Consider the following 14,962-nt stretch of genomic DNA (forward strand, 5'->3'; position numbering starts at 1 on the left):
AGTTTCCAACACATTGAAATCGGTGACACCTATAAATGGCATTTACTTACTTTTTATCAATCAGTTAAGCTGTACTATTCCGATAATCTCCGGACACCAGTGAGCCAACATATAAATTCTGTCTATTGCGGAGGTGAACAAAGTTAGGCTACGAAAATAAAAGCAATCAACATGCCATTTTGTTTTTCTTAATGACACTTAAATTTGCGGTATTGTTCGGCACAGCAAATAAGGGGATTCACCTAATTTCAGTGCAAAAAAAGTAATGAAAACCATAGGCTCTAAAAATTCTGGTTCGACAGCGGCTAAAATGCACCAACATTTTAGGTTTATATGGGCCAGCGTTGGCAGAATGGCTTAATCCGGTCGCCAGGCAACCGTTTTGGGTTTTCCTTGGCAATTTTGCCGCAAACGATAATTACTTGACCTCATAGCCGTTGAAGATGGTTATGCCTTGATTTCGTGCATAGCTTTCGAGGCCGTAGCTGAACGGATCTCGTCAAACTGGGCAAAGGGAGATGCCTGGCTCATTGAAACCGGAGACAAGGCTACAGACGAACTTAAGCATGGCTTTAGCCTTACCGTATCCGACGGCTTGAGTCCACCAGATCAAGAAAAAGGCTCCAGAGGTGAGATGGTGCGGCCCATTTGCGTTTCAAACGAAAAAACGGGTATTTCCTTCCAGGGATAATTTATTAGCGAAATCAATAATACCGACTACTATAAATACTTTTCCATATACACAACCGATGATGTAGGTTTTGGATCAATAAAAATGTTACGTCGGGATCGGCCTGTTATAGGCCATATTTGCAAAACGCTTTTGATGTTTTGGCTGTTGTGCCTGTCCGTGTCGGAAGCCATTGCCGATGTCAGTGTTTCAGGGGTAAATGGCGAAGCAGTAGATAATGTCAAGTTGATGTTGTCTATTCAAAAAGAGAAATGCGATGGGCCAGAATGGAAAATTCAGGACCTTTTTGGTAATGCCGACCAAGAAATCGATAAGGCTTTACGTGCGCTGGGTTATTACCATGCCGTCATAAAGAAATCGTTGTTATTCAGTAAGCCCTGCTGGAAAGCTGATTTTGACGTCAATCCAGGGCCGAGGGTCACGGTGAGCGAGATTGACATTGTCATCAAGGGAGAAGCGCAAAGCGACCTCGATTTTTCGATGCTGCTAAAAAAACTGCCTTTAAAACAAGGCAGTCCACTGCATCACGGGCAGTACGAAAGCATTAAAAGCAAGATAGAATCCTTGGCGATGGATAACGGGTATGTACAAGGGGCGTTTGGCGAAAAGAAACTGTATATCAATAAACAAAACAACACCGCACAAATCAAGCTGGTCTATGATTCCGGCAAACGCATGAATTTTGGCGATATTACCGTGCAACAAGATGTCCTGGATGACGGCGTTGTAAAAAAATACCTGACGATCAAAAGTGGTGATGCCTATACCGGCGAACAATTGGCCATAACCCACAACGCGCTTTCGCGAAGCGGTTATTTCGACACTGTGGATATCCGCTCCGAGCTTGAGCATATCCAAGGCCATCGCGTCCCTGTCACCATTAAGCTATCTGCAAAAAAGAAAGCCCATTACGGTTTTGGGGTTGGCTTTGATACCGATATTGGGCCATTGCTGAGCGCCAGTTATATTAATCGCCGGATCAATCAATTTGGACATTTCTTTAGTGCAAATATGGACCTGTCGCCCATCTTATCGACCGCTGAAGCGGAGTACAGCATCCCGCTAGATAAACCTGCCACCAATTTATTCAGTGTCGCCGTTGGCCTTAAGCGTGAGCATACCCAAACCTTTGAATCCTTAACGGCTACGCTTTCCACACGACACAAACATGCTTATGAAAATGGCTGGAGACAGACGCTTTTCCTCGATTACAGTTATGAGGACTTCAAGACGGATTCAGATGCCGGACATAGATTGTTGCTGGTTCCTGGCGCCAGTTGGTTACGTTCGGTATCCAATAATCCGTTACGGCCAACCTTAGGCTATCGGGTAGAGTTTGAAACCAAAGGCAGTGTCAAAAATCCAATCTCCGATGTTAGTTTCCTGGAAGGTTATTTGTCCGCCATCTGGCTGCATGAACTGCCTTATGGCGGACTATTCATTGGTCGAACCTTACAAGGTGCAACGCTAGTTGACCAAGTGACCCAACTGCCTGTCAGCTACCGCTTTTATGCAGGGGGTATCAATAGTGTACGAGGTTATGCTTACAAGGAATTGGGGCCCGTTGACAGCAAAGGGCATGTTGAAGGCGGCAAGTTTTTAAGTGTGGTCAGCGCGGAATATGAACAAGCGGTGCTGGATAATTGGGCTATTGCTACTTTTGTCGATACCGGCAACGCTTTTAACCTAGATCGTATCCAGTTTAAAACAGGCGTGGGTTTAGGGATCAGGTGGTATTCTCCGGTAGGTCCGGTTCGGCTTGATTTTGCTTTGCCCTTGGATGAATCAGATTCTTCCTTCCAAATCCACTTTGCTGCCGGGGGCAGGTTATGAAGCGGCGGTGCCTGCTGTTTGCGGTGATATTGGCGTTTCTCATACCCATCACATTGTCCGGGCTAATCCGAAGTGAAACAGGAAGCCGTTGGTTGTTGCAATGCGTTTTCTCAATCGCTCCAGGGGAAATTGCGGTTGAAAATATTCAAGGCCGCTTGCTCGACCGAATGGTGCTGACCGGATTCCGTTACCAAAGCAATTCGGAAACGGTTGCCGTTAAACAAATTGACCTTACATGGCAACCATACCAGCTATTGTCCGGCACATTGAGTGTGGCCGATTTGACGGTTAATGGACTGGATATAAGCACGATCAAGACAAAAGAGGATGAAAAAAAACCTTCAATTATAGAAACAGGTTTGGAGCTTCCTGTTCAACTTGATATCCGCAATTTGCTGATTACAGATTTGAAATTTATCCGTGACAGCAAACCGTTGCAGGCTCTAGATAAAGTGCAACTATCCACAAAGACAGAAGCCAACCAACTCAAATTATTATCGCTGCTCATCCAATCCGATCAGGTCAATGCCACGGCTAAAGGGGTTGTAACGCTAGAAAAAGACTTTCCTTTAAACTTACAAACGGGCTGGCAAATCAATGTCAAAAAAAACGGCGTATGGCAAGGTGACAGCACTGTCAACGGCAACATGAACAAGCTGGTTTTCGATAACCATTTGGCTACGCCCTTCAAACTCAACCTGCAAGGCGTAGTAGAAAATGTGCTAAAAAAACCAAACGTCAACATTAAAGGTGATTGGCAAAATTTAATCTGGCCTTTTGCTGCCCATCCACCGCAGATACAAAGCCCGCAAGGCCATTTTGAAATGGTTGGCTTACTCAGCGATTATCATCTCACGATAAACGGCCAATTGAATCAGCAATATGTACCGCAAGCCCTATTGGTTTTCGACGGCAAGGGTGGGCTGGATGCCATGGCCATTCGCACGTTGGAACTTAAATCAAGCACTGGCGCGTTTAAGCTGGAAGGCAAAACTTCCTGGGGAGATAGCCCGGCATTTGATTTGACTGCTTCGGGGCAACAATTCAATCCTGCCATTGTCATTCCGGAACTGCCCGGTAGCCTAAGTTTTAATAGCCGCATCAAAGGCAAGCTCGACCCCCAAAATTTACAAATTGCCGCGAATATAGGGCAATTGACCGGGCAAATACGGAAGCAAGCGGTGCAAGCCAACGGCAAGCTGGCCTTGACAGGCAATCAGCTAAAAATTGATGCGCTACGCATTAATTCAGGCCCGAATAAAATTGCTGTCGATGGGCTGCTCGAACAAAGAAAGGGCGACCTGGAATTTTCCTTGAACATGCCCGCCTTAAACACGCTATGGCCGACGTGGGGGGGTAGCTTAAAAAGCAGCGGGCGCTTGCAGGGAGGTTGGAAAAACCCGGCTATGCGACTCAATGCCGAAGGCAAGCACCTAAAATTTGGCCAACAGGGACTGAAAGACTTAACCGTCAACATGGATTATCATCCTGACAACCAAAATCGATCCGCCTTAACAATTGTAGCCAGCGCCTTCAACAGCGGCGCAATCCAAGTCAATAAGTTAAGAATTACGGGCACAGGCATACCCCAACAACATACGCTGCAAGCAGACATCAATTCCTCGTACGGCACTGTTTCTGCCCTGTTAACGGGAAACTTGGTAGACACTCGTTGGAAAGCGGATATTTCAAGACTGGATCTCACGCCTAAAGAAGGCAAAAGCTGGTCGCTTAAAAACAAGCTGCCGTTACGGGTAGAAAAAAAGTCGCTAGGGTTTGAAGTTGCCCTGTCTGAAGGCTGTTGGGTGCAGCAATCAGCATCGCTCTGTGTCTTAGGCTCGTATCTGGCGAATACTGACCTTAATTTTCAACTTAACGCAAAGGCGATACCAACGGATATATTGCAAGTCTATTTGCCCAATAATATGGTTGTGAAAAGCCTTATCAATGGCAATATGGCTATGCAACGGAAAAATAATGTCCTGACGGGAAGTTACCGCGCGGACACAACGCCGATACGAGTTTTTATACCCAATAAAGAAACCCTGCACGAATTCCAATTAGGCGCCTCGATATTGTCGGGCAATCTCAACAGCGGCAAGGTGTCGGCAGATTTCGATATCAATTTGGCTGGCCAGGATTACGTACGGGGAAAATTCGTTGCGGATAGGAATAAACCCCAAGGGCTTTCAGGTAACCTAAACGCATCTATGGCTGATTTTTCCCTGATTAAACCGTTTATTCCACAATTGTCGGATATTAAAGGTCTCCTAAAGGCCGATTTGGCTGTGCAAGGGTCGATTAGCAAACCGCTTGTTGCTGGCCGCATCGATATGAGCGATGGGCTGGTCGAAATGGAAAAAATAGGACTGCACCAGATTGATTTACAAGCTGTAGCTTTGGGTAACCGAAGCAATAATATCCATATCCAAGGTAACGCAACGCCGATAATCCTGAATAACCCTAATGAGGGCGAAAAAATCAGCTTAATTAGCAAAATTAACCTGGATGCAGACCTGCACACTCAGGACGAGATGGCCGGAAATTTTCGTCTGGCAATGCCTGCCAATAGTATTCTCTCGATAACATCCAAAGCCACCAAAAATGAAATCAAATTGGGCCCAACATCGCTTTCAGGCGATATTAATGGCAAGGAGTTCTCCGCAGGTTTGGATATGGTGCTGACCGAACAGGATTATATACGCGCAAACCTGCATATAAATACGGGTAAGACCCAAGCGCTATCCGCCCAGGCAACAGCTGCTATCCGCGAATTTGCGTTGCTTAAGGCTTTTGCCCCCCAACTAACGACCGTCAAAGGACTGCTGAAAGCCGACATGACGGTGAGTGGCACGACGCAAAACCCGGTGGTCAACGGGAATGCGCAACTGACCGACGGCGTTGTTGTTGTCGATCAATACGGCCTTAATATTCATGATATTAAATTACATGCCCTAGCACCGATGTACAAAAGCGACCATATAGAGATAAACGGTTCGGCAAAGTCCGGCGAAGGACTCGTGAATCTTAACGGTACGGTCAGCTTACAACCGGGATTGCACTATCCCGTCGAGTTGGTGCTGACAGGCAAGGATTTTGAAGTCGTCAAAATACCTGAAGCCCAGGTTGCCGTTTCGCCTGACTTAAAGATCGCATTGACCAAGCAACAAAAAAAGATCAGCGGTCGGTTAGGCATCCCCAAAGCTATCATGGCCATTCAGGACATCCCAGAGAATGCGGTAAAAGTCAGCGAAGATGAAATCATTCTCGGTGAAGGAAAACTTGAAAACAATAAACTGCAACCGCCTGACATTATTGCCGATATCGAAGTTAAACTCGGCAAACAAGTCAGTTTTACCGGGCAAGGGCTACAAACCAACCTAGTAGGCAATTTGAAGGTCGTCAAGACTGGGGAAAAAATGGCGATGCAGGGCAATGTCGATATGGAAAAAGCCAAATACAAACGATTTGGGCAAGACTTGACGGTACGGAAAGGCCGCTTCCTGTTCAATGGGCCAGCCGATAACCCCTGGCTGGATGTGGAAGCTATACGGCTGTCCAAAAATAAGAAAGTCACTGCCGTACTTGCCTTGACAGGCTCGCTTAAAAATCCGCAAACCCGCGTATCATCGGAACCTGCATTGCCTGAAACGGAAGCCTTAGCCTACCTGGTGACAGGTGGCCCGCTCAATCAAGTGGGCAAGGGTGGGGATAATATGCTCGCCAGTGCAGCTTTGAGCTATGGCGCAGGAAAAGCGAGCTGGTTTACAGACAAATTAGGTATTGACGAATTTAAGGTTGAAGAAGGCGCTGAGCTGAAGGATAGTCTGCTGGTGATGGGGCAATACCTGACACCCGATTTATATGTAGGCACTCGAGTGGGCATGTTCAACAAACAAGCCAACTTGGTGCTCAAACACAAGTTGACCGAGACCATCAACGTCGAATCGCAAGCGGGCACCTCGCAACGGATTAAATTAAATTATGAGTTTGATGGCGATTAACTTTTTTTGTGGCTTTCACAAACAATGGATACCACTTAGGTAAATGTATGGTGATGAATTGCTATTCAAGAAAGGATCATTTTGATTGTTTTGGCAACTTGGTTAAATAAGGCTCAGCATTTTTTTAATATTTGATGACTTGCCTATTAAAATAGAATATAAGTATAAACGTCTAAGTAATGCTGAACGTTATTTTTAGTTAAGGTTTTTCATTATTCAGTATGTGCCGTTTCAAACATCATAAAGGAGAGTTTGTATTGCTTTTTGCGTCCAGTTCTTAACGCGGATAAGCGGCGGTGGAAATGTGAAGTGTGTGATTTTTCAAGACGTCCACTGCTAACTAGGCCCAAATAGCGACTGTACCGATATTTCTGGCTTTATCAAGTTTCAGCTCACTTTCCTGGTCCGGTAATCGGGGTAGCGTCTCGTTACCTAAATAAGTTTGGGTGGGTGGTATTTCCCACATGACTGCGCATGAAGATTGGGTAACTGCTTGTCAGGGATCCAAACTTGTTTAGAGGTGAATCGGTCGGTTATCCGTGTTGCGAGTTTTTGCAACCTGTCTTTGTGGTCAAGGAATTAACGGATGGGAAGATAGTTTTGGCAAATAAGTCCAGTCATTACTCCAGCAATTACGGTCGATGTTGACAGTTACCTATTTTTATTATGATTAAAATTATCCTTATTGCCGTTTTTCTGATGATTATTGCCAGTTTGGGGTCGGCTTTGTATCATCTTGTTAAATATAAAGAAGGTGCCTCATCAACGAAGACGGTCAGGGCGTTGACTTTTCGAATTGGTTTGTCAGTGCTGCTGTTTGTCGTTGTTTGTATTTTGCTGGCAACGGGGATTATTAAGCCGCATGGCATCGGTAGTCGGATGCACTCACAAGGGGCTTCAATTCCTGGCGCTTTAAAGTAATTGCCAACCCAATGGCAATTTCAGGGCATAAAAAAAGCGCTACTGTCAGCAGCGCTTTTTTGACTATAGCGTTGAATTTATATTAAGTAGACGAAAATAAACAGTCCCAGCCAAACTACGTCTACAAAATGCCAATACCAAGCCGCCCCTTCAAAGGCGAAATGGTTTTCCGGCTTGAAATGGCCTTTCCAACTACGGAACAACACGACACTTAGGATGATGGCACCCACGCAAACGTGAAAACCGTGGAAGCCGGTCAACATAAAAAACGTCGATCCATAAATGCCTGAACCCAATTGCAGGCCCATTTCGGTATAAGCTTCGTGATATTCGGTGGCTTGGCAAAGGACGAATAATAATCCTAGCGTAACGGTTGCAATCAAGCCTTTAATGAGTTGGTCGCGGTTTTTTGCCAACAGGCCATGATGCGCCCAGGTGACGGTAACGCCACTGGACAACAGCAATAAGGTGTTGAGCAAAGGCAGTCCAAAAGCACCCATTGGTTCAAATTCACCGGAGGGTTTGCCATCCACCAGTTTGCCGCCCAAGTGCTTGGGGCCATTGGTAGGCCAACCCGCTTCGTAATCCGGCCACAGCAGTTCTTTTGTTGCCGCCCCCGTACCTTCGCCGCCCAACCAGGGCACGGACAGGTTCCGTGTATACCAGAGGGTACCAAAAAACACGGCAAAAAACATGACTTCGGAAAAGATGAACCACATCATGCCCATGCGGAAAGAAATGCCGACTTGGGTATTGTAGGTGCCTGATTCACTCTCAGTCGCCTGTAATGTGAACCAACCTGCCACCATGACGATGAAAAAAGCAAGTCCCATCATCATGATATTCATGCCACTGGGCGACCCATTCAGGTGATTGGCAAATCCTACCGCCATACAAACTAATCCGGCAGTGGCAAGCACAGGCCAAGTCGCCCTATGCGGTATGTAATAACCATGTGATGTAGACATAATTTCCTCTTCTAATTTTGCACTGATGCTTTGGTGTTATCGAAAAATGTATAAGAAAGCGTGATGGTTTTAAAGTCTTTAGGTAAATCCGGTTTAACCACAAAGCGCATGGGCATAACTTTCGATTCCCCTGGCTTGAATGTTTGCTGCTTAAAACAAAAGCACTCGACCTTATTGAAATATTTTGCCACGACACCGGGTGAAAAACTGGGAATAGCCTGGGCTACCACGACCTTATCGGTTTTGTTCTCCGCATAAAAATTCACTGTATGGTATTCACCGGGGTGGATTTTTAACTGTTTGGTTTCAGTACGAAAAATCAATGGCGTGGCTTCGTTCAACGACGTCAGCAATTCAATATTGATTTCCCTGACCATATCGACCTTATATGGCGTCTCTTCCGCTGCAACGGTTTCCGCCTTGCCATTAAGCCCGGTCAAATCACAAAGCACGTCGTATAGCGGCACAAGCGCAAAACCGAAGCCGAACATGCCGATAACGACCAAGACCAAAATCTGGACGAGTCGGGCATTTTTCTGCTTTAGGCTTTCATCCATCAAAACAAAGACCTGAGTACCTTGCCTAATTGTTCTATGACCGCCGATGGCATGGCATAGATATAAAAGCTGAATGCCAATAATCCCAGCAATGAAGCAGTTAATAGATTTTTTGTCTTAACATTCATTGCAAACCCAAAATAACATTTCGTCGCTTAATGTTCATATTCAATCGGTACGACCACAGGCGCTTCAGTAAATGTATGGTATGGGGGAGGGGATGGCAATGTCCATTCCAAACCTACTGTACCTCCACCACCGTATTGCACCGCACCGTCCCACACTTCATTGGTCGCTTTTATGCCCGTGCCACCCCGGATCGTGTCGATGACGATATACAGGAACAACAATTGGCTAATCCCAAAAATAAATCCCCCGATACTGGATATCATGTTCCAGTCCGCAAATTGCACATTATAATCGGGTATCCTTCTGGGCATTCCTGCTAAGCCTAAAAAATGCTGAGGGAAGAACAGGATATTGACCGATATTGCAGATAACCAGAAATGCAACTGGCCAACCTTTTCGTTGTACATGTTACCTGTCCACTTGGGCAACCAGTAATAGCCAGCGGCCATTAACATGAAGACAGATGCAGGAACCAATGTGTAGTGGAAATGGGCAACGATGAAATAAGTATCATGATATTGGAGATCGGAAGGTGCGATAGACATCATCAAGCCGGTAAACCCGCCCAGAGTAAATAACGCAACAAAGGCAATTGAAAATAGCATAGGGGTTTCTAAAGTCATGGAGCCTTTCCACATTGTAGCTGTCCAGTTAAAAACTTTTACAGCCGTAGGGATAGCGATCAACATGGTGGCGTACATGAAATAAAGTTCACCTACAATAGGCATGCCCACAGTAAACATGTGGTGAGCCCACACGATAAACGACAGGAACGCAATCGCCGCCGTCGCGTAAACCATCGAGCTATAGCCGAATAGCGGTTTTCTGGCAAACACGGGAATTATGGTTGAAGCCACGCCAAAAGTGGGCAAAATCATGATATACACTTCCGGGTGACCAAAAAACCAGAAGATATGCTGGTAGAGCACTGGGTCGCCGCCGCCAGCGGCATCGAAGAAACTGGTTTCAAAGAACTTGTCGGTCAATAGCATGGTGACCGCACCCGCAAAAACCGGCATAACGGCCACCAGCAGGAAGGCGGTGATGACCCAAGTCCAAACGAACATCGGCATCCGCATCAAAGTCATGCCAGGGGCGCGCATGTTGAAGATGGTGGCAATAATATTTATTGCGCCCATGATGGAGGAAATCCCCAATAAATGCACTGAGAAGACCGCAAAAGGTAAGGCTTTACCTGTTTGTAAAACGAGTGGCGGGTACAATGTCCATCCGCTGGCAGGGGCGCCGCCTTCCATGAATAGGGTGCTGGCCAATAACAAAATGCCAGCAACCAACATCCAGAAACTCATGTTGTTCATGCGAGGCAACGCCATATCCGGCGCGCCGATCATCATGGGTATCATCCAGTTGGCTAAACCGACAAAACCCGGCATAACCGCCCCGAATACCATGACTAAAGCATGCATAGTGGTCATGGAATTAAAAAACTGGGGCTCAACAAATTGTAATCCTGGTTCAAATAATTCTGCGCGAATGACCAATGCCATCGTGCCGCCCACAAAAAACATCACCAACGCAAACACCAGATAAAGAGTTCCGATGTCCTTGTGGTTGGTGGTAATAATCCATCTCAGGATGCCTTTGGCGGGGCCATGATCGTGGTCATCGTGACTATGGTCGTGGTGTTTATCATGTTCAGCTACAACGGCAGACATATCAATTCCTCTTTTTTAAAATAATCACGTCGTGATTCGTGCAAAACAGCAAAAAAATCTTATAGTTCTTCAATAAGCAATATTAATAAATGTTGCTTTACTGTAACGCCCCAATTTCCGACGGTTGCTTAAAGTCTCCCGTCGCATTAAGCTTATTCCGGGTAAACGCCAGTACGGCCGCAAAATCATCGGCACTAAGCGTTTTGCCGAACCCAGGCATCATGCCTTTGCCTTTGAGCATCATGTCCACTTGGGCATCTATCTTGCCTGTGACGACCGCACTTCCCTTCAAGGCAGGAAACACGGGAGGCATACCAATACCGCCGGGTTGGTGGCAAGACTGGCAATTTTCCTGATAAACCGACTCCCCTTTTTTCACCAGTTCCGCCAAGGTGGCTTCGCCTTTGGCATCTGCGCTTTCGGCTTTCTTGGAGGTGTTAGCGGTCACGGGGCTGGGTTTGTCTGTCACCTTTTTTTGGGGATAAAATTTGTCCGAGGCAAACTGCACGTTTTCTACTTCATCAGCTTGAGAGGCAGCAAGTTTTGGCTTATCGGCTTTTTTTGGCTTGTCTTCAGGCGCTGTAGTTTTTTTTACAGAATTAGGCTTTTCAGCCGATTTGGACTTCGCAGCTCCATTGTTGCCCAATTCTGTTTGAGGGGCTGCTGCTGCGCCGCCTAACATCGAATTAATCTCTTTAGCCTGTATTTCGTCACCTTTGGAATTGCCCAATGCGTTCCTAGTATAAGTGATGACTGCCGCCAATTCAGCCGCTTGTAGCTGTTTGCCAAAGGCCGGCATGGCGTTTTTGCCATTCAAGATTAAATTGGCTTGCGCCTTGATATCGCCAGTAACGACTGGACTGTTGGTCAACGCTGGGAAAGCGCCCGGGATACCTGCGCCGTCAGGCATGTGGCAAGTCGCACAGTTTTTGGCGTAAATTTCACCGCCATTCTTGACCAATTGGTCATGTGGCTCATCGGCAAGCGAAGCGCCCTGCTTCATTTCTTCGACCTTGGCTTTCGCCCAGACATCATAATCCGCTTGCTCCATGGCGATTACGACAATCGGCATGAAGGCGTGGTCTTTTCCGCATAGTTCGGTACATTGCCCCCTAAAAACGCCGGGCTTGCTGACCGATGTCCAGGCTTCGTTAATAAAGCCCGGTATCGCGTCTTTTTTCCAGCCCAATTCGGGAACCCACCAGGAATGCAAGACATCTGCAGCCGTAAACACCAAGCGGATTTTTTTGTTGACCGGAACTACAACGGGTTCATCCACGCTCAACAAATAATTGGGGACTTCAGTAGTGTCAATACCGGAATTCAGTTGTCGAGCCTGATTGCTGGCGTCACTCAACTTGCTGAAGAAGTGGATGTCGTGCCCCAAATACTCATATTCCCATTTCCATTGCCAGCCCGTTACCTTGATGGTCATGTCGGAATCTTGCACATCATCCATTTCCAACATGGTTTTGGTGGCGGGGATGGCCATCGATACCAGGATTACCGCAGGGATGATCGTCCAAATGATTTCGACGAGGGTGTTTTCATGGAATTGCTTGGCGACATGCCCTTTCGATTTGCGATGGTGATAGATGGAGTAGAACATCGCGCTAAACACGCCGAGTCCTACAAGTACGCAAATCCACAGGATCAGCATGTGCAAGTTGTAGACATCATGGCTGATCTGCGTCTGGCCTTGCGTCAGGTTGAGTGCATACCTGCCGGGATCGGCTTCCATTGGAAAGCCATTCGGCAAGCAGACTGAACCTTCCATCCGATTTGACGGGCAATTCTCCGCTGCTTGCAAAGTTCCCAAACCCGACAGAAACAATATCAGGCCCGTGAATAGTTGCTTTGTTTTCTTCACTGAGAAAACTCCTCTCGATAAGTTATAGAAACTCTAATGGCTTGCATGAGTATATCGATGCTTCATCAATTAACGGCAGACAAGACCCTTGTTTTATTTTGATGTTAAAGTCACGCTCTCGCAATAATTCTAACCCATCAAGCCTTTCTACGCCATAAGCCGTGCCCATTTAGTTTAGGCAATCTTTTTCAAATTCAATTGGGTTGCATTTCCAACTTAGTCCGCAGGGCATTTTTAACGGCACTTAAAGCCAATCTAGCGCCCCAAAAATATCTTTGCCAATAGCCATGCAACAGCTGCGATCACATCCCAACTGATGTCCCATTCGCCAGTTTCCCAAGCGCCACCGGAGCTGGCAGGGGAGGAATCGGGCAACGGTGTCCTTGTTTTTGGTTTAGCGCTTTGCTGTTTGAGCGCTTCGGTCTGCTGGTGCAGGAGTTGCCCGCCCGCTTTTTTCCATTCCATCAAGTGAGCCAATTCACCGTTGTCCAGCCATATACCGTGGATCAGGCATTGGTCTACGACGACGGCACTACGTTGCCCAAAATTGACACGATTCATTAGCACAGAGCACTCAGGGCATTTACGGTAATTAAAATCCGCCGGCTTCTGATACCTGTCTTTATTGATATTGTCGATGTGTTCAAGATTAATCTCATGAATGTTGGAAACCGATTGTTGCAGGACGTATTCAAGTTCGCCACGGTCAAAAAATAGGCCGAAACAACTTTTGCAGCGTTCTATGAATAAATTTTGGTCTTGTTCAGCGCTAATGGTATTCAACGGAATATTGCACTGCGGGCAGATTCGATTAGAAGCTTGCTGTTCAGCCTTATAGGGGAATTTAGCATGTAAATCGACATCATTTCGCGTTCCGCAGTATTTGCATTTGTTGGTGTTGGCCGCTAAAGGTGCGCCACAGTGGGTACAGCTTGCCATAATTTGTTGCGCGTTATATTAAGCAGGATGGTAACAATTCTAATAAAGTTTTTGAAAAAAGCTTGCTGAAATTTTTCAATGGGATAAATCCAAGCATTCTTTGCTACACTTTAAAGTGTTAGCCCAAAATCTTGCAATGTCCTTTAACTAATCGGTTAATGATCTAAAATTTGAAAATTTCTTACTATAAAGATAGCTGAATATGGAATTTAAAGAATACCTTAGAGTGCTCGTACAGAACGACGGTTCTGATCTATACCTGACAGTCGATGCGCCGCCCGCTGCTAAATTTCAAGGGGTATTACGGCCTTTGGAACCCATTAAGTTGACCAGGGAAAGGTTAAAAGAAATCGCATACAGCCTGATGGATTTTGAGCAACAAAAGGCGTTTGAGCATCAACCCGAATTGAACCTGGCGATTTCGGAGCAGGGAATAGGACGGTTTCGGGTCAATATTTTTAAGCAGCGCAATTGCTTTTCCTTAGTGATCCGTAATATCAAGGTGGAAATCCCCAATGCCGATAAGTTGGGGTTGCCGGAAATATTGAAACGGGTCATCATGGAAAAACGCGGCCTGATTTTGGTTATCGGCGGCACGGGTTCGGGTAAGTCAACCTCGCTTGCTGCGTTGATTGACCACCGCAATGCGAATAGTTCGGGCCATATCATTACCATTGAAGACCCGATCGAATATATCCACCCGCACAAAAAATCGTTGGTCAACCAGCGCGAAGTTGGGGTGGATACGCTCAGTTATGAAGACGCACTCAAGAATACCTTACGGCAAGCGCCGGACGTTATCCTGATCGGCGAAATCCGCAGCCAGGAAACCATGGAACACGCGCTAGCATTCGCCGAAACCGGGCATTTGTGCCTGTCAACCTTGCATGCCAACAATTCCAATCAGGCGTTGGACAGGATCATCAACTTTTTCCCCGAAGAACGCCGCAATCAACTCTTGATGGATTTGTCTTTGAATTTGAAAGCGTTCATCTCGCAACGCTTAGTCCCCACGCTGGACGGCAAGCGGACTGCGGCGATTGAGATTTTGTTGGCTTCGCAGTTGGTCAGGGATTTAGTCCATAAAGGCGACATCCATGCCATCAAAGAGGCCATGGAGAAATCCGAAAATATCGGTATGCAAACATTCGACAGCCATCTGCTAAGATTATTCAAGGATGGTATTATTTCCCTGGAAGAAGCCTTACAAAACTCCGATTCGCCCAATAATCTCAAGTTGAAAATTAACCTGAGTGAGGGCTACGGTTCGGTATCGCCGGCAACGAGGTCTGTTGACCCAGTCAAAAGCGGGGCGGTATCAGGCCTTTCGCTGCAAGCAATCACTAAAGATGAGGATAAGCCCGACTTTTAGCG

11 protein-coding genes are annotated in these 14,962 nt (G+C 46.4%); 5 read left to right on the forward strand and 6 right to left on the reverse strand.

The genetic code is table 11. The annotated features are described in order from the left end of the window. Positions 1-454: 454 nt before the first annotated feature. The 4 genes from MGMO_RS19810 (at position 455) to MGMO_RS00430 (ending at position 7,449) form a co-directional block, all read left to right on the forward strand. On the forward strand, positions 455-691 hold the full coding sequence (locus tag MGMO_RS19810; protein ID WP_036306344.1) for a hypothetical protein: 237 nt from the start codon (positions 455-457) through the stop codon (positions 689-691). Positions 692-775: 84 nt separating this feature from the next. Beyond that, positions 776-2,524 (forward strand): autotransporter assembly complex protein TamA, encoded by a 1,749-nt coding sequence (locus tag MGMO_RS00420; protein WP_023493025.1) that lies wholly within the window; start codon positions 776-778, stop codon positions 2,522-2,524. Then, positions 2,521-6,528: a translocation/assembly module TamB domain-containing protein gene (locus MGMO_RS00425; protein WP_023493026.1), complete on the forward strand. Its 4,008-nt coding sequence runs from the start codon at positions 2,521-2,523 to the stop codon at positions 6,526-6,528. The genes MGMO_RS00420 and MGMO_RS00425 overlap by 4 nt, the downstream gene beginning before the upstream one ends. A 666-nt stretch (positions 6,529-7,194) precedes the next feature. Then, a complete protein-coding gene (locus MGMO_RS00430; RefSeq protein WP_023493027.1) occupies positions 7,195-7,449 on the forward strand; it encodes a twin transmembrane helix small protein in 255 nt (84 codons plus the stop codon). Between the two features lie 77 nt (positions 7,450-7,526). On the opposite strand, the gene MGMO_RS00435 is transcribed toward MGMO_RS00430, so the two are convergent. From MGMO_RS00435 to MGMO_RS00455, 6 genes are all read right to left on the reverse strand, one after another. Beyond that, on the reverse strand, positions 7,527-8,417 hold the full coding sequence (locus MGMO_RS00435; protein WP_023493028.1) for a cytochrome c oxidase subunit 3: 891 nt from the start codon (positions 8,415-8,417) through the stop codon (positions 7,527-7,529). 11 nt (positions 8,418-8,428) lie between these two features. Next, entirely contained in the window at positions 8,429-8,974 is a 546-nt protein-coding gene (locus MGMO_RS00440) for a cytochrome c oxidase assembly protein (protein WP_023493029.1), read from the reverse strand. Next, positions 8,974-9,102 (reverse strand): hypothetical protein, encoded by a 129-nt coding sequence (locus tag MGMO_RS20800; RefSeq protein WP_268768262.1) that lies wholly within the window; start codon positions 9,100-9,102, stop codon positions 8,974-8,976. The genes MGMO_RS00440 and MGMO_RS20800 overlap by 1 nt, the downstream gene beginning before the upstream one ends. A gap of 27 nt (positions 9,103-9,129) precedes the next feature. Beyond that, a complete protein-coding gene (gene ctaD / locus MGMO_RS00445; RefSeq protein WP_023493030.1) occupies positions 9,130-10,779 on the reverse strand; it encodes a cytochrome c oxidase subunit I in 1,650 nt (549 codons plus the stop codon). A 97-nt stretch (positions 10,780-10,876) separates the two neighbouring features. Then, the gene (coxB, locus tag MGMO_RS19380; RefSeq protein ID WP_023493031.1) at positions 10,877-12,649 is read right to left on the reverse strand and encodes a cytochrome c oxidase subunit II; all 1,773 of its coding nucleotides are present in this window, start codon (positions 12,647-12,649) and stop codon (positions 10,877-10,879) included. 255 nt (positions 12,650-12,904) lie between these two features. Beyond that, positions 12,905-13,588 (reverse strand): TFIIB-type zinc ribbon-containing protein, encoded by a 684-nt coding sequence (locus MGMO_RS00455; RefSeq protein WP_023493032.1) that lies wholly within the window; start codon positions 13,586-13,588, stop codon positions 12,905-12,907. A gap of 202 nt (positions 13,589-13,790) precedes the next feature. Between MGMO_RS00455 and MGMO_RS00460 the strand changes: the two genes are divergently transcribed. After that, on the forward strand, positions 13,791-14,960 hold the full coding sequence (locus tag MGMO_RS00460) for a PilT/PilU family type 4a pilus ATPase (RefSeq protein WP_023493033.1): 1,170 nt from the start codon (positions 13,791-13,793) through the stop codon (positions 14,958-14,960). Positions 14,961-14,962 lie beyond the last annotated feature (2 nt).

It is taken from the genome of Methyloglobulus morosus KoM1 (assembly GCF_000496735.2).
Taxonomy (GTDB): Bacteria; Pseudomonadota; Gammaproteobacteria; order Methylococcales; family Methylomonadaceae; genus Methyloglobulus; species Methyloglobulus morosus.